At 53.5% G+C, this 16,308-nt stretch carries 15 protein-coding genes; 5 read left to right on the top strand and 10 right to left on the bottom strand.

Annotation, left to right across the window (positions count from 1 at the left end; all coding sequences use genetic code 11):
• The first annotated feature begins 24 nt into the window (after nucleotides 1–24).
• From HEP82_RS00780 to HEP82_RS00765, 4 genes are all read left to right on the top strand, one after another.
• Nucleotides 25–1,161, top strand: coding sequence for an acyl-CoA dehydrogenase family protein (locus tag HEP82_RS00780; RefSeq protein WP_192456345.1), 1,137 nt, complete (start codon nucleotides 25–27; stop codon nucleotides 1,159–1,161).
• Nucleotides 1,145–1,981, top strand: a complete 837-nt coding sequence (locus HEP82_RS00775) for a hypothetical protein (protein WP_192456344.1) — start codon at nucleotides 1,145–1,147, stop codon at nucleotides 1,979–1,981. The genes HEP82_RS00780 and HEP82_RS00775 overlap by 17 nt, the downstream gene beginning before the upstream one ends.
• Before the next feature lie 4 nt (nucleotides 1,982–1,985).
• Nucleotides 1,986–2,909, top strand: a complete 924-nt coding sequence (locus tag HEP82_RS00770; RefSeq protein ID WP_192456343.1) for a 3-oxoacyl-ACP synthase — start codon at nucleotides 1,986–1,988, stop codon at nucleotides 2,907–2,909.
• A gap of 307 nt (nucleotides 2,910–3,216) precedes the next feature.
• Entirely contained in the window at nucleotides 3,217–3,882 is a 666-nt protein-coding gene (locus HEP82_RS00765; protein WP_192456342.1) for a GIN domain-containing protein, read from the top strand.
• A gap of 41 nt (nucleotides 3,883–3,923) precedes the next feature.
• On the opposite strand, the gene HEP82_RS00760 is transcribed toward HEP82_RS00765, so the two are convergent.
• From HEP82_RS00760 to HEP82_RS00740, 5 genes are all read right to left on the bottom strand, one after another.
• Nucleotides 3,924–4,670: a 4'-phosphopantetheinyl transferase family protein gene (locus HEP82_RS00760; RefSeq protein ID WP_192456341.1), complete on the bottom strand. Its 747-nt coding sequence runs from the start codon at nucleotides 4,668–4,670 to the stop codon at nucleotides 3,924–3,926.
• On the bottom strand, nucleotides 4,627–5,946 hold the full coding sequence (locus HEP82_RS00755; RefSeq protein ID WP_192456340.1) for a sensor histidine kinase: 1,320 nt from the start codon (nucleotides 5,944–5,946) through the stop codon (nucleotides 4,627–4,629). The genes HEP82_RS00760 and HEP82_RS00755 overlap by 44 nt, the downstream gene beginning before the upstream one ends.
• Nucleotides 5,939–7,339, bottom strand: a complete 1,401-nt coding sequence (locus HEP82_RS00750; RefSeq protein WP_192456339.1) for a sigma-54-dependent transcriptional regulator — start codon at nucleotides 7,337–7,339, stop codon at nucleotides 5,939–5,941. Before HEP82_RS00750 ends, HEP82_RS00755 begins: the two co-directional genes overlap by 8 nt.
• Before the next feature lie 316 nt (nucleotides 7,340–7,655).
• Nucleotides 7,656–10,097 carry an ABC transporter permease gene (locus HEP82_RS00745; protein WP_192456338.1) on the bottom strand — a complete coding sequence of 814 codons (2,442 nt, stop codon included), beginning with the start codon at nucleotides 10,095–10,097 and terminating at the stop codon, nucleotides 7,656–7,658.
• 4 nt (nucleotides 10,098–10,101) lie between these two features.
• Nucleotides 10,102–10,809, bottom strand: a complete 708-nt coding sequence (locus HEP82_RS00740; protein ID WP_192456337.1) for an ABC transporter ATP-binding protein — start codon at nucleotides 10,807–10,809, stop codon at nucleotides 10,102–10,104.
• A gap of 449 nt (nucleotides 10,810–11,258) precedes the next feature.
• Here HEP82_RS00740 and HEP82_RS00735 point away from each other — a divergent pair, with 449 nt between their 5' ends.
• Nucleotides 11,259–11,816, top strand: coding sequence for a helix-turn-helix transcriptional regulator (locus tag HEP82_RS00735; RefSeq protein ID WP_012763736.1), 558 nt, complete (start codon nucleotides 11,259–11,261; stop codon nucleotides 11,814–11,816).
• On the opposite strand, the gene HEP82_RS00730 is transcribed toward HEP82_RS00735, so the two are convergent.
• Genes HEP82_RS00730 through HEP82_RS00710 form a run of 5 tightly spaced genes read right to left on the bottom strand, consistent with a single transcriptional unit; the run spans nucleotide 11,798 to nucleotide 16,025 of the window.
• Nucleotides 11,798–12,799, bottom strand: a complete 1,002-nt coding sequence (locus tag HEP82_RS00730) for an alpha/beta fold hydrolase (protein ID WP_192456336.1) — start codon at nucleotides 12,797–12,799, stop codon at nucleotides 11,798–11,800. The genes HEP82_RS00735 and HEP82_RS00730 overlap by 19 nt on opposite strands.
• Nucleotides 12,786–14,147, bottom strand: coding sequence for an MATE family efflux transporter (locus HEP82_RS00725; RefSeq protein WP_192456335.1), 1,362 nt, complete (start codon nucleotides 14,145–14,147; stop codon nucleotides 12,786–12,788). Before HEP82_RS00725 ends, HEP82_RS00730 begins: the two co-directional genes overlap by 14 nt.
• 20 nt (nucleotides 14,148–14,167) lie before the next feature.
• Complete coding sequence (locus HEP82_RS00720; protein ID WP_192456334.1) at nucleotides 14,168–14,779, bottom strand: VfmB protein; 612 nt, start codon at nucleotides 14,777–14,779, stop codon at nucleotides 14,168–14,170.
• The gene (locus HEP82_RS00715) at nucleotides 14,769–15,035 is read right to left on the bottom strand and encodes a phosphopantetheine-binding protein (RefSeq protein ID WP_192456333.1); all 267 of its coding nucleotides are present in this window, start codon (nucleotides 15,033–15,035) and stop codon (nucleotides 14,769–14,771) included. Before HEP82_RS00715 ends, HEP82_RS00720 begins: the two co-directional genes overlap by 11 nt.
• Before the next feature lie 12 nt (nucleotides 15,036–15,047).
• On the bottom strand, nucleotides 15,048–16,025 hold the full coding sequence (locus tag HEP82_RS00710) for a 3-oxoacyl-[acyl-carrier-protein] synthase III C-terminal domain-containing protein (RefSeq protein WP_192456332.1): 978 nt from the start codon (nucleotides 16,023–16,025) through the stop codon (nucleotides 15,048–15,050).
• Nucleotides 16,026–16,308: the final 283 nt, after the last annotated feature.

The raw sequence follows: 16,308 nt of genomic DNA, 5'->3' as shown, positions 1-16,308 counted from the left end.
TCCTATCGACAGGCAGGACATAGCATGAAAGCACTGACGTTCAGTAATCTTAAAAAGGATCTTGATGCGCTGGGCGAAAAACTGCGGCTCGCCGCCGGCCAGATGGAAACCGATCGCGCGCTGGCGTTATCCAGTCTGGAAGACGAACTGCTCTACGCCATTTCCTATATCGGCATTCCGCCGCAGTTCATTCCATTTCGCGGTTGGGATTATGAGGCCTGCAGCTATCAGGATAATATCGATATGCTGGAATATCTCAGCCGGTTCGACGCCAGTGCGCTGATGTCGCTGCCGGGCGCCTCGCTGTCGGCGCGCGCCGTCATCGCACTCGGCACACCGCAGCAACAGGCGTTCTTTTTCTCCCGGTTCGCGACACCGCCGTGCTGGGCTTTCTTCGCCGTAACCGAGCCGGAAGTCGGTTCAGATACGCAGTCCGTCGCCTCTTCGCTGACCCGCTGCGACGACGGGTATTTGCTCACTGCACACAAGAAATTCATCGGCGGCGCGCAGCTCGCCTCCGTCGGGCTGGTCTTCGCCCGGGATGGCGATACACAGCGGCTGGTGATGGTCGATCCGAAACGTTACGCGCAGCACATTTCCATCACGCCGCTGGAGCAATTCGGCCTGCAGGGCTCCAACCTGACGGAAATCAGCATTAGTGACATGCCGGTACAACCGGCCGATATTTTGGGTTACGAGCGTAAAGGGTTGAATCAGGGACTGCATGCGTTGGGACAAGTTTTCGAACGTCATCGGCCGATGGTCAGCGCCATGGCGTTGGGGACGACATACGGCTTACTCAGCGCGCTGGAAGGCCACCCCTTGGACGACGAGCAGCAACGCTGGGTGACTCAGCAATGGCGCACCTATCACCTGCTGCGCCGACAACTTGCGGAGATCGCCGAACATTACCAGAACGGCGCATCGCAGTATTACACCACCAGCCAGCTCAAACGCCGCTGCACCTTGTTTGCGGAAAGCGTAGCACACCGCATGCCGCACCTGTTGAATGGCCAGGCATGGCTGGAAAACCCGCAACTGCGTCGCCGTTGTCGGGATGCTTTCGCGTTCGAGTACATGGAAGGCACCGCCAATATTCACCTGATGAACAGTTTCCGTTGCCACACCGCCCGGGGAGGCGTTTGTGCCCACGTATCTTGACCCCCGGTCGATACTGCACCGCAGCTCGACGCTGAGGGAGGAAACACTGCCGACCGGCCATCAACAGCGGGCCTACTGGCACGACTACGCCGCCCGCTTCTTGGCCGCCAACGGCTTATCATGGCGCGATACGCTGGCCAACCCGCCGCCTGACGGTGGGCTGTCTTCGTTTATCAGCCTGCTTGACCCGTTACTGCCCATGTGCCGTGCGCGCCACGACCTCAGCCGTATCGACAGTGTTCTGATGGCCCACTGGACGCCGGACTTGCACCTGGGGAGTTCGGTAATCAACTACGTTATTCATGAACTGGGATTACCGGATTGTCTGGCGTTAACTATCAGTGATCGCGGGCCGGATGCGGCGTTATTTGCACTTGCCAGCATCGCCAACTGCCAGCAGGAAAACACCGGCGACGCTTTGCTGTTGATGGCCGACCAAGGCTACCTGCACTACCGTTCCGACTTGATGTCGGCGCTTACTCCGGAAAACAACGCCGGCCTGCTCACGCTAAGCCGCCGCCCCCAGGCATTGCGCTATCAGGGGTATCATCGTCAACCGCTGACGACGCAAAGGACATTGATAGCGGAAGTGCAACACCTGATAGCCCGCTTTGAGTTGCGTCCGCAGCATACCGTAGTTATCGCAGACGCGACGCTACTGGCCCTGCTGCCGGCCGCACTACTCGTCATCGCCACGCACCCACAGTGGTTATGCGCCGCGCCGTTCGCGGCGCTGGCCACCCACTATCAGCCCGGCCATGATTATCTGCTGTTGGTGGAGCACCAGCGGCGGCTCAGCGCAGTCGCACTGCGGGGATAGCATTATGCGGCTCACCCATTTCGTAAACTGGATCCCGGAAAACAGGATCAGTGCGGCGGAGATTATCACTCAGTCCGGCGCATCCCCTTCCGAAGCCAGGATATTCTCGCAACTGTTCGGGTTTCGGCAGGTGGCCGCACTGGATGGCGAGACCGCCGTGGAACAGGTACTTTTTCATCTGCTTGACCGGTTACAACAGGAAGCCCCCCAACCGGCGCTACCCGCAGATACGCTGATTTATGTTCACGGCATGCCCGTTCAACACCCCGATGCGCCTGGCTGGAGCGCACGTTTGCGGGCGCATCCGTTTATGACTCCGGATGCCGCCTGTTACGAGTTGGATCAACAGAATTGCGCCACGCTGTTTTGGGCGCTCGATTTGGCCCGACGTCTGCTCACCACCCGGCAAGCCCGACGCATCGCGATCGTCGCCGGGGATACGCTGTCCACCTTTCCTCCAGAGGAACGGTACGTCGCAGGCTGCACGCTGGTCGGCGATGCATTTTCGGCATTACTGTTGGAAGAGGCCGACGAGGGTTTGCAGATTGGGCCGATTTTTCTGGCGCAACGCCCGGAGTTTCATGCCGGCATCCACGATGGCGAGCAAGCCAAAAAGGATTTCTATCAGGCGCACGATGAACTGGTCAGCGCCGCGCTGCTCGGTGCGGGCGTCACACCGCACGAACAGCCGATGCTGCTGCCCCATAACGTCAATCGCATCAGTTGGCTTAACTATTCCCGCCGACATCACTACCCGATGGAGTCTATTGCGCTCGGTCTGATGCCGGATATCGGCCACTGCTATACCACCGATTCACTGCTGCTGTTGCAGATGGCGCTGCCCGCCGTTCTCGCCGGAACGCCGCATGTCATGCTGTCAGTCGGGCTGGGTGCCTGGATAGGCAGTTGCCGGCTGTTCTATGTATGACGCCAGTCTGGTTTGTTTCACCGTCAAACACGAGCGACAAACCATGCGGCAGGTCGATCGCTCGATAAACGGTAATGTTCAATTTCAGACAACTACCTTGCTGGCAACACGGCATAATGGCTATCAAGGACGCACTTCGCAGGCATCCGTTCTGCGAAGAAACAGGGATGTACGAACCACCTGATTGAGTCAAGGGACGGTGCTTATCAATCAGGTATCAGCCGGACAGGGAATGTCGCAGGCTGATGGTTCGCCCGCCAGTCCCCACCATCGGGAACCCCAGCTGAAAACAGCCATGAGACACGGAATGAAAACACTGTTTTTTTCGGTACTGGCGTTATTGCCGCTCACCGTAGCCTGCTCGCCAACCCAACAGAAAAGCGTTGAACTGACACATTTTTCAGCACTGAATCTCAGCCGAGGGCTGGAAGTCACCGTCCAGTGCGGCAACGAGAATCGCGTCAGCGCCACCGCCAAACCGGCCGTATTGGAAAAACTGGTTATCCAGCGTCAGAACGATACGTTGACCATCGATAATCCATACAATGACAGCAACAAACTGCGCGACCATAGTGTGGTTGTCACCATTACGCTCAACGCGCCGTTATCCCGTATCAACGCTCAGTCCGGGGTTCAGTTTGCCTTGCCCGCCTGCGCGGTATCGCCCGACCAGTTGACGATCGACGCCAGTATGGGCGCGGACGTCAACGTCGAAGGTGCAACCCGCACGCTCAACCTGACGTTGGCGATGGGCGCCGCGTTCAATCGCAACGCCTCCGATTTTTCCGCCGACAATGCCGTAGTGCGTTTCGCTATGGGTGCCGACGCACGCCTGTGCCGTGTGAAGCGTCTGAGCGGCAGTATGACGAGCGGCGCCAGAGCCACTGTTTCACCAACGACCGACGTGCATATCGATGGCGGGCTGGCCAGCCTGGTTGAACACAGCTGCCCGGCGGAAACCGCCGCCAGGTAAAATGTGATACACCTGCGGGCGGAACACTGAGCCGGTTCCCGTTACCCGGCATCCGGCGTCAGTATCCGTACCCGCCACGCACCAATGTCTACCACAGCGGACGCCGTGGGTAAGGCACAGCAGCAGAATGCCGTCGCCGGAGCACCATCCAGCCACCCCTCCTGTATTACCGCGTCAACGTCTTGATCCTTATCACGCACCAGAACATGGCCTGCCGCCGACAGGCAGCTAAAGTCGTTGAGCTGTCGGTGCAACCCCAGGCCAAGCGCCTTGATATAGGCCTCTTTGCGCGTCCACAACCGGATAAACGCCGGCAGAAATGCCTCATCCGACAGCGACGCCAGCCAGTGTGTCTCATTGGGATGGAAAAAACGCGCCGCCACCGCGCGCTTGCCCGTCGGATTGCCCACACACCGCTCAACATCCACGCCGACCGGGTGATGCATGGCAATGGCGAACGCCAACGCCGTTCGGGTATGCGACACATTGAACTGGATAGCGGGGTAGTCCACCAGGAACGGCTTGCCGTGGGCATTACGCTCAAAACGTAGCGCCTGCGGCACCTGCCGGCAGATCGGCGCCAGCAATAACCGCAGGATACCCCAGGCTTGCTGGGACAGCGTCATCGCCGTATCGATATCGACGCCGGCAGCCTGACGAATCGCCGCCTGTCGCGCCGCGCTCGCCAAACTATCAACCGGCGCGACAATGCACAAAGGCTGATGCGGCTCATCGCTGGGTAGTTCATCCCAACGGCAGGAAGATATTGACGATACATCCTTCCGCATCTTTGCGATTCTCCAGTGTCAGATGTCCGCCATGCCCCTCGACAATCTGTCGGCACAAAATCAGCCCGATGCCGCTGCCGTGATTTTTGGTGGTATAAAACGGGATAAACAGGTTTTCGATATTCGCCACGCCCTTACCCTGATCAATGATTTCAATGTGCAGTTGCCGGGCCACCACCGTCCAGCGCAGTACGATTTCGCCGACGCCCGGCTCCATAGCCTCATCCGCATTTTTCATCAGATTGATGAACATCTGCTGCATTTGATTGGCGTCCACCGCAACCGTCAACGGCGATTCGCCGGAAAAAACCAACCGACGTTGTGGGAACAACATCGCCATTTGCGTCATCAACAGCGTGACATCGCAGGGCTGTTTACTGGGCGGCGGCAGCCGGTTGAGCTGACGGTAGCTCCCGACAAAGGCGATTAAATCGCGGGCGCGATTGTTGATGATTTCCATGCCGTTCACCAGATCCGGCGCCGCAGGATGCTGGGTATCTTTACGGAATACCTGCAACAACGTCTGGCTGATGGAGGCGATCGGCGTCAGCGAGTTGTTGATTTCATGGCTGATCACCCGCAACAGGTTCTGCCAGGTTTTCTGTTCTTCATTACGCAACAGTTTGCTGACGTCGCTGATAAACAATAGATGATTCTGCCGGCCATCCTCCATATAGGAATCATGCCGTATCTGGAACATCCCTTGTGCACTGGGGAAGCGCCAGTCGATCGGCTCTGCGCCGGAGGACTGCTGCAACAACCCTTCCAGCCCGAACTCCGCCGCCGGTTGGCCGACCAGCAATTTGACGGGTTTATTCAGCAATGCGGAGGCGGCATCGTTACACCACATCACACGCTGCTCGGCATCCAGGGCAAACACGCTGACGCTAATATTGGAAATTACCTTGTGGAGTACGTAGTAGGTTTCTTGCTGTTGTTGACGGCTACGCGCCATCGTGCCGGATAACTGGTTGATCTGACGTATCAGATTGTCGAACGCGCCTTTTCCTTTGGTCACGCCGCGCAAGCTGAAGTTCTCCTGCCCCAGCGCTTCCAACAGGTTGGAGACAACATGAATCCTGGCATTCAACCGCTCGGAAAAAGTAAAACTGCTGTAAATCAGACACAGCACGATGATGAACACCGTCAGTATTTTCAGATACACCGACTGATCGGGGAAAAACCACAGCAAAAAATACCCCAGTAATCCGACAAATGCGGCGATGTTCAGGGATAGCAGATGAGGCGGTTCAAAGGAGGTATCGAGTTTACTCATGATTAATCTTGTACTTTTCCAGTCGCCGGTAGAACGCACTGCGACTTAACCCCAGCGATTGCGCGGCTTTGACCGCATTGCCCTCGAACTTTGTCATACGCTGACTCAGCAAACGCTCTTCGATATCCGCCAGCGTGGCGTCCGAGCTGAACGCCGCCTCCGCCCTGAACGTTTTCTGCGACATCGTCGGTAACGAGGGGAAAATATCATCGCTGTTGAGCCGGGATGCCGCACACAACAGAACGGCACGCTCCAGCAAGTGGCTCAGTTCGCGAACATTTCCCGGCCAGTGATAACGGAACAGCGCCGCTTGCCCCGACGGGCTGAGCACGGGTACCGGCTTATTGTATTTTCTGGCATAGCGCTCAATAAAATTCAACGTCAGCGGTACGATATCCTCCTGACGCTCCGCCAACGACGGCAGGTGCAACTCGATGGTATTGAGCCGGTAGTAGAGATCCTGACGAAAGGTGCCTTCCGCTACCCGTTCGGCAAGATTGGCGTTGGTGGCGGCAACGATACGGCAGTGGGTTTTCAGGGTGCGGGAGGAGCCGACCCGTTCAAAACAGCGCTCTTCCAGAATACGCAACAGCTTGCTCTGCTGCGTCATGGGCAGGTTGCCGATTTCGTCCAGAAACAGCGTGCCCTTGTCCGCCAGTTCGAAACGCCCGACGCGGCTTTCCCGTGCATCGGTAAAGGCGCCTTTTACATGACCGAACATTTCACTTTCGAACAGATTCTCGTTGATGCAACCCATGTTTACCGACACCAGGCTCTCATCACGCCGGGAGGACAATTGATGAATCACGCGCGCCAGCAGGCTTTTGCCGGTACCGTTCTCACCGAGGATCAAAATATTGGTGTCAGTGACCGCCACCTGTTCCACCATTCTCATCAGTTGCTGCATCTGAGACGATTCGATCACCCATTCGCCGTTGAAGTCGTCTTCCAGCGCCAGCTTCAACAGTTTGTTCTCTTCTTTCAACCGTTTACCTGAACGCTGGCTGCGGCTGAAACTGATCTGCTGACGCAGAATGCTCAACAGGCGCTCGTTATCCCAGGGTTTCTGGATGAAATCGACCGCGCCGGCCTGCATCGCACTGACGGCGATATCCACGCTGCCCCAGCCGGTCATCGCGACCACCGGCAGGTACTCGTCGTACTTTTTGATCTCTTCCAGCAAGATCAACCCTTCCTGCCCGGACGTCGTATCCCGCTGGTAATTCATGTCCATCAGGATCACATCGAAATCATGCTGGGAAAGTTGAAGAGGAACCTGTTCAACGGTGGATGCCAGAGTGACCTGATACCCCTCCATCGACAGCAACATCTGCAAACTGGCCAGAATATGCGCGTCATCATCAACAATCAGAACATGTTGCTTATCCGCCATGTGGGTCCTTTATCACGCTGGGTTATACCGAAGTGTTATACCGATCGACAACCATACACAACAACGCTTATGCGCGGTTGACTGCTAGACCAGAGGCCAGTTTATGGTTGAGACCGCGCCGCGAAATAGCCGCTGGCCGCCGCCACGCATCATAACGACATCCCCGACGCTGCCAGTCGGTGCGACGGGCAAAACCAGGGGGAAATCCCCGCTGTGTTTGCCCATCTAGCCAAGTATGACAGCTTGTGGCGACAATTAACGACTCCTGTGCGGAAAACAGGAACCTTAAGGATGCTATCGGGAGTTTCTGCGCCGCTTACTCGTAGCGGATCGCCTCGCCGGGTTTCATCATGATCGCCCTGCGCGAAGGGATCCAGGTGGCCAGCGAAACCGTTATCAGGATGAAAAACGCAACCGACAAAAACAGCAGGATAAATCCACTGCTGCCGTCACCGTATACCCGGTTGATTTTAGGTGCGGCAAAAATGGCAAGTGGTAATCCCAGGGCAAGACCGACAAACAGTTGCCTCAATCCGGAAAACATCAGCATACGCATGAGATTGGTTGGTGACGCGCCCAATACCTGTCGAATACCTATTTCCTGAGTACGCTGATTAATCGCATTTTGGGTAACGCCATAAATACCGCTGGCCGCCAACACCATAGCCGCCAAACCAAATAACAGAAACAGATTAGTGACAAACTCTACGCCTGCAGTGTTTCGGATCAACATATCACTCAACATTTGCGGCTGACTCATCTCAATCATCGGGCCTGTCTGTCGAACCATCTGCTGCATAACGGGTACCACTTGCTGCTGATGAGTAGTTTTTAACATCAGCGTCAATGATGGGTTCTCCTGTTGCAGCTGTAACAATGAGCGATAGACGGTCGGCCGGCTTTTAAATTCGCTGAAAGGACGACCGTGAATAATATGCGGAACGACGCCTATTATTGTGAACCAGCGATTATCAACCCCATCAATAAAACGAATTTTCTTACCAACTATATTTTTTTCTCCGGGCCAGTAGCGCTGAGAAAAAGAATTACTGACAACAGCGACAGGCAGGGAATTCGCATCATCTTTAAACGAAAACTCTCTTCCATATAATACCTTTGCACCTATCGCTGCCAGATTACCGGGCATGACTTTTATATCATTTACCAATGAGTAGGGTTGAGGATCATTGGTATCGTTAAGGATATTCTCCGTAGTAACCTGATGTGGAAAAGTAAACTGACCAGGAGCGTTCGATATCAGGATATTCGCACTCACACCAGGGATGGTATTTAACCTTTCCATTATTTTTATATAAAAATCGCTACGACTGCGGTTGTCCGGATAACTGTCTTTATTAAGATTAATCTGGCTAACAAGATAATTATCTATCGGGACACCATAATCCGCTTTTGTCGCGCGAATGACTAAAAATAGCAATAACACGCTGATACACAGAATAGAACAGGATAACGCTACTTCAACGACTACCAGCGTTCTACTGAACTTACCTGCTCTTCGCCCCTGATCGCTATTTGCACCGTCACGTAATGCATAGGCGAATTGCCCATTCGCTATTTTCCAGGCAGGTAATGCACTCGTTACCAATGCGGTGATAATGACCAGCACAATAGCATCAATAATGACCTCTCCATCCAGCGACAAATGCCACCACACAGGAATTTTATTCGGAACGAATTTGGGGAACATGTAGTTCGTAATATCCAGCCCCCAGGAGGCCAGTAATACACCAATAATGCCAGCCACCGTACAAATAATCAGGCTTTCCCATAGCATTTGCAGCAATAGTCTCGACGTAGGAGAACCTAATGCCACCCTGATGGCAATTTCCCGAGTACGACGATTGGAGCGCGCAAGCAACAAATTCCCGACATTGCAACATGCCAGCAAGAGCACAAAACCTACGGCTGACAACATAACCAGAAATGACTGGGCCGTTTCCTCTCCGGTAAAACTTTCCTGAAAGGACAGCACCTTGACAGAAATATCTTTCTTATCATTGGGAGCCTCGCCCACGACACCCCGCATGATGTCATCAAGTTCGCGATCGGCATCCACGGGCTTACGTTTTTTCGCCAAATGAGCAAAAACAAAAACCTCCGGCGCTTTTTCCCGTTTCAAAGTCGATGCGGCTGGAATAGCGGCAGGCAACCACAAGTCATGATAAAAGGGAAATGCAAAACCTTTTGGCATCACACCAACAATCTGTGTATTTACGCTATTAATTTTTACCGTCAGGCCAAGAATATCACCACGTCCCTGAAAATATTTCTGCCAGAGGTCATAGCTGATAATCGCGACAGGAAGGGCATTCGCCGCCATATCCTGGTCATCAAAAGCACGCCCGAGTAATGGATGGACACCGGTATAACTGAACATGCTCGGTGTATTTCGCACGGCAATATATCGCACGGAAGTATCTTCCGTTTTCAAATCGACATATTCGGCATAAAAATAACTGATATCTTCAAGCGTTTTGGCTCGCTGGCGAATCAATTCGTAGTCAAGAAAATTTACGCCATAGTCATTAAATGCCTCGCCATTTACCGTCGGTGTCAGCAACACCATACCGCTACCATTCGGGTACGGTAACGTTTTATACATAATGGTGTTGATGATGGAAAACATATAAAGCGCAAGCCCCAGTCCGCACGCCATTACGGTAATGGTCAATACGCTGAAACCGGGGCTTTTCAACAGCAGCCGCAGAGCATAACGGATATCAAACCATATGTTCATGCTGTTATACCGCCTGCAGCAGTTGGCTGTTCCCGCCATCGGCCACCACCTGCCCGTCGGACAGCACAATGGTGCGCTGAGCGCGCATGGCGGACCGTGGATCATGGGTCACAATACAGATAGTCGCGCCGTCCTGATGCAGTTCATCAAGAATGTTCATCACCGCTTCAGCGTTGGCGGAATCCAGGTTGCCGGTCGGCTCATCGGCCAACAGCAATGAAGGCCGCCCGACGATGGCGCGAGCCACAGCCACCCGCTGCTGTTGGCCACCGGAAAGCTGGGAGGGGTAATGCCGCACACGGTGGGACATACCGACCTTCTCCAACGCCTGAATCACTCGCGTTTTTTGCTCCGAACGGGAGAGGTCATTACGGTAAGTCAATGGCAATGCGACATTTTCCTCAATGGTCAGATCGCTTATCAGGTTGAAAGACTGAAAGATAAAACCGATTTCTCTGTTGCGCAGACGCGCCATTTCCTTACGGCTGATAAATTCGATATCCGTACCATTCAACCAGTAGTGTCCTTCGGTAGGCGTATCCAGCAATCCCATAATCGACAATAGCGTAGACTTGCCGCAGCCGGACGGGCCGGCAATGGAAACGTACTCCCCCGAATGAATGGAGAGATTTATCTTGCTAAGGGCATGAGTCTCGATTTCATCGGTAAGGAAGATTTTATGCACATTATCAAGTTGAACCAGCACCGTCATGGGAAATCCTCAGCATATAAATAAAATCAGCCTTCCGCGGCCGATGATATCTTATAGTCTTTCTTGCGATTACTTTTTATCTCTGGTTTTAAGAATACGCAAAATTCTCCTGAAAAACGCCGAACACCCTCCCCCTACATACATTCTTCACTGGATAGGTTTCTGCTACCTGACGGACAATATCGTCCTATTTCACGTCGTACCGCTGCTTCCACCATTTACGGAACAATAATCCCATTAACGAAACGAATTTCGTCCCAGGAATGGGATTATTTATCAAAAATCGTAACGAATTCCCTTGATATACCGGCTTTCCATACATGGCATGTTATTTGCGTTAAATCGTTTGCTCGTTGCTGTAAGGACAATAATTAACAACCCCTCACCGTTGTATGGATATTCGTCTATAGCCGGATCCAGATACGAGGAAATTATTTTGGGATGACACCATGAACCTACAGAATACATACGCTCACACACTGGATAACGACAGTTTCAATAATAATCTCATTCAGGATATGTATCGCCGGCATCCGCAATTACGCAAAACGCTGGCATCCAGCAGCAAAGCCACCAATCTGGCGGTGATTATCGACTATATTATAGACAATATCGGCAACAATATTACGCTGGAAAATCTTGAACAGGTCAGCGGAAAATCAAAATTCGACATCTGCAGATTATTCAATCAGATATATAATATTACGCCCATGCGTTGGATCTGGCGCGTCCGTCTGACATTAGCGAAGGAAATCATCCATATATCCCCAAACTGGTCGTTAACCGATATTTGCTATGCTTGTGGATTTTCATCATTACCTCATTTCTCGCGCTGCTTTACCAAAACCTACAATATTCCACCGCTGAAATACCGTAAGGCCGTGTTTCAGGATAAAGAAGCGGCGCGCGTTATTAACAATACCAGCTTTGATATTATTTTCGGTCGGCAGCGTCACCTGTTTTCACGCCATGTTCTGTTGGATAACATTCAAAATATCGCCAACTGACCCGGGGGCGTCACAGTCAGAAACTCCAGAATACGCCGGTGTACCAAAGGGCTGCGTAAAATACCCAGGTGGCCCAAGCCTCGGGTATAAAACAGTTCGCTGCAACGTAAGGCGCCATGCAGCGTCTGCGCAGTCTGCGGCGCTACCCTGGCATCCTGCAAATCATGGCAAATCAGCGCCGGGCAAAACAACGAACGGTAAATTTCCGGCCCGACGTTGTCTGGATGAAAGCCGAAACGCTGTGCATACAGCGCTTTCATCGGCACCGCCAACGCGGGCGCGACGCCCGTTCCCGCCAAAAAGCGATCAATCATCGCGCCCAGATTATCCGGGCTCGCCAACAGCACCAGCCGCTCGGCGGCGAGCCCTTGTACCATGGCCAGCGCACTAATAAGCCCTCCGCTGGAATGGCCGATCACAGCGTCAAACGGTCCATACTGCTTCCCCAGCGTGATCACCAGTTCCGCCAACTCATAGTTGGACACGCGATCCCCCTCCGACACCCCATGCGCTGGCAGATCAGGCATAACGATGCCGAACCCTTGCGCTTTCAACGCCTCGCACAACGGGCGAAACATGATGCCGCGCCCCTCCCAGCCATGCACCAGCAGCACATTTCTTAGCGGCGCGCCCCGTGCTGGAAACCAACGGAAAACGCAAACCCGCCGACGCTGAAACAGCAGTTCTTCCTGATCAAACGCCGCCAGGTAATCACGATCCATCTGCTTGTAAGAAAAATAGCGGGTTGACTCAAACAAACGCAGTAAATACCTGGCCGCCAGACGCTGAGAAAATCGTTGCAACAGCCAGAGATCCGCCATGCGTAACCGGTGGCAAACTTGCTGATAATGGGTATCGGGTTTGATTTTTATCCGCAGCAGTAGCGAAGGCCGCCGTTTCAACCAGACCAGTACGTGGTAATAACGGTAATGAACCTGCGCAAACAACCACAGCAGGGGATAGCACAGATCATACAGCAGCATCCCGCTCCCCCAATGATTTCAATAACAAGCGATACTCTCGCAGGAAAACTACCGCATACAACACGCTAAAAGACACCATCAGACCGGCAAGCGTCCTAATGTCATCAAAATACGACCTGGTAGTCAGCACAACGCCCGCCATGGCGAGTTCCAGCACCAGGGTAAATAACAACACGCGCTTTCCCCGTTCTAACTGCTCCAGTAGCGTCTGTAACGCCGCCACCAACGACGTCAGGAAAAACGTGGGCAATAGCAACAACAGCACAGTCTGGCTGGCATGACGGATCACCGCATCGTTGGACAACCCATCCAACACGCCGGTACGGATCACTCCCACCGCCAACGTCAGGAACAAACAGACCAAGACAACCAGCCATAACCCACTCTTCAACAACCTAGCCAGCGCCACGACCGAAGCCGTTTTCAAACGTTGATTAGACAAAATGGCGATGGCGGACCCCAATGCCACGGCAGGGATAATGAAAAAAGCCCGCAGCTTGATAACGATCAGGAACGCCGGCAACATCCCTTCTCCCGCACGGGCCACCATCGGAAAGATCACCATCGAACTGAAGAAAACCACCACCATGGAGAAAAACACCGGGATACCGGCATTGGCCAGCAACGCCAATAGCCGGGGCAAAAACGCCTGCGGGCGATCGTCAGGCCGATCGGCGGTGCGCGCCTGACGGCGTACCAGAACAAAAACCAGCGGCAACAACGGCGCTGCGGCGATGGCGTTTGCCAGCAGCACGGCGTCGAACCCCAACTGATAGTGCTGAAAACCCACAAAACACAGCAGGGCGTTGCCCAGAATGTAAGCGCACATCAACAGCATGGCCGCCGCGGTACGGCCCTGACCGCGTAACGCGGCATTGCCCACTTCCAGCAACATGAAAGGCGTCATGGAAAGCAGATACCAGGGAGCCGAGGAACGCATCAACGACGGATCCGTGCTCCCCATCCAGCTCGACAACGGAGAGGCCAGCAGATAGCACAGCGCCGCCGCCGCTGTTGTGGCCAGCAGCCCCAACCCCCCGGACAGCAACGTGCTGTGCCAAATGCGGCCACGGGGCCAGTCATGCCGGGAACGCGCGCTAAACACCTGATTAGTGATCGCCACGCATTCCATAATGGCGATAAACAGAAAATTGAATGGTTGCAACAAAGAAAGCGTCGACAATGTCTGGCTTTCCGCCCCGTTTCCCAGTATCGCGATCTGCAGATTCTGAGAAAGGGAAACGACAATGGCAGTAACCATCATCGGCCATGCCAACACGACGATCTGGAGCACATCGCCGTGCACAGACGATGTTCGGCGGGTCATCACTCGCGAAATCGGGCCCATTCTCGCTTCCTTACCGATCGTTAGGCTGCAGCCAGGCAACTGGCCTTGCCGTAGATGCTGTATAGCATCATGGAAAAATAGGAGAGGCTATGGGTATTGCCGAGCAGAAAACCGTGACCGCCCATCATTTTCTCCGCGTCGTTGCTAAGCTGCGTGATCTGGTAATGGTCGTCTTCCAGGCCAAGCATATCGCCCGCCTGCAGGCGCTGATGCTGTTGCTCCAGCAGCAGCGCGGCCCTGCCCGCCACATCGGCGAAACTGGCCTTAATCAGTTGGTGCCGGGTCGTTTTGGCGCCAAAGCTGGTTCTGCCGGATAAGTGCTGCCAGCTCATGGCCTGCATACGAGCCAGAATGCCGAGCCGCGCCACACAAACCAATAAAGGGAAATGAGCCGACAGAGATAGCGTTTCCTGACTACGCACCACATCCAACTCCAGGTGCGTCAATACCCGGTCAAACAACCGTTGCTGCTGGCCCGCGTCGGGGATCCGGCCGATTTCCTGAATCTGGTAGCCTATCTGATGAAGATAATGCCCGGCGCCGGATGCGGGTTGCAGCAACAACGTCAACGCCTCCGACAACGGACGATCGCGGAAGGCTGCCCAGATTTGCCCGATATGCTCAGCCGACATGACGCACCTCCTGCATGACATTGCTATTCAGCCATGAAATTAGGCCGCCGACTGTACTAAAGGTTTCCATATTAATCTGGTCGGGGTCGAACAGCAGGCCTTCAATTTTATCTTCCAGCGTTAACAGAAATTGCACGAACATCACGGAATCCAGATCGAGATCATTATCCAAATCCGTACTTTCATTAATTTCAATCTCATCGTTATCCATAACTTCACGTAATGCCTGTTGAATTACCGTTAATGTCGCAGACATACCCTTCTCCTATTAAATATCTGTGTGCTGTATCAGTGCGCAAGAAAGCGTGACGCCCATCCCGATTGAAAAACAGAAATAATTTCTCGCGCGACTGGTTGTCTTAAGTAATGAAGAAAAATTAAATAACACGTCGGAACAATAAAGATGTCCATAATCGGCAACATTGCCATCGAATAATCGCCCGCCAATATTCAGACGCGCCGCCATTTGATTAAGTAATGGAAGATTAAGATTACAGGGTACGAAATAATCCACATCTTCCGAGTTTATTCCCGACAGCCTGACGGAATGCGAAACAAAATCGCATAATTCTCCCAATAAACAATCATTGAGATCCGCTTTTTCCTGACGGGTCATATTGTCGGCATTGTTATAAAACCGGCTTAAATGCTTTACCGCTGTAAACGTGACCTGCCAGGGGCTGGGCCGCGCATTAAATAATGCGGCGACAGGTAATTCTCCTTGTACACCAACGGTGAAACGATTTATTTCGGGATGAAATGCCTTCTCTCCCGTTAATACAATAATTGGTATATTTCGCCTTACCGCCCCTTGCCTTATCAAATGCAACGCTGATAGCGCGGAAGCGCAATGATTCAGGCTCAGCGTCATGACATCCCAGTTGGCGAGCCGCTGCCGGATAAGAATGCTACCCAGCCAGTCACGATCGAAAAAGGTGTTGTGGGTTTGTGTTTTGGCATAAATCACCACCCCTTCCCGCTGGTGTAATTCGGGCCATTCTGCCGCCAGACCCGCCACGGCCGATTCCAGCATCACCTCATGGCTGGCCGGATGCATAGGCACCGTTCTCAACTGGTAGAACTTTTCCATCACGCGGCACTGGCCCGCTTTCAGCCGATGCGAATCACCCAATTCGCTCAAGGGAACTCGCCGGATCGCCGAGAGTGCATCGTGATAGATAGCGTTAAGGCAAAACACACCGGTTTCCGATGGAATGTGCACGGTTCCCGTCCCATTTTCGCGCATACGCTACTATTTCCAGACACTTTGCCAATAAACAGATTTAATTTTTATCCGGAATTGCTGGCGTCGGCGTTTCAGGAGACTCTCCGTCCCGCTAATGGGATTAGGGCTGAAAATCCGGGACGGGACGATAAAAACAGCAAAAAAATGGCAGAATGAACTTAAGGCCGCTCAATCCCGCGCCAATAAATCCATGCCAAAACAGGGGGGGTTTGTCTGTTGAGACCCAAAAAGTAGGCATTACTGCGGGAACCACCCCGCCTTACCCAGCCTGAGTAACCGGCTT

This window comes from Musicola keenii, assembly GCF_014855505.1.
GTDB lineage: Bacteria > Pseudomonadota > Gammaproteobacteria > Enterobacterales > Enterobacteriaceae > Musicola > Musicola paradisiaca.
This window is presented reverse-complemented; position numbering and strand designations above follow the sequence as displayed.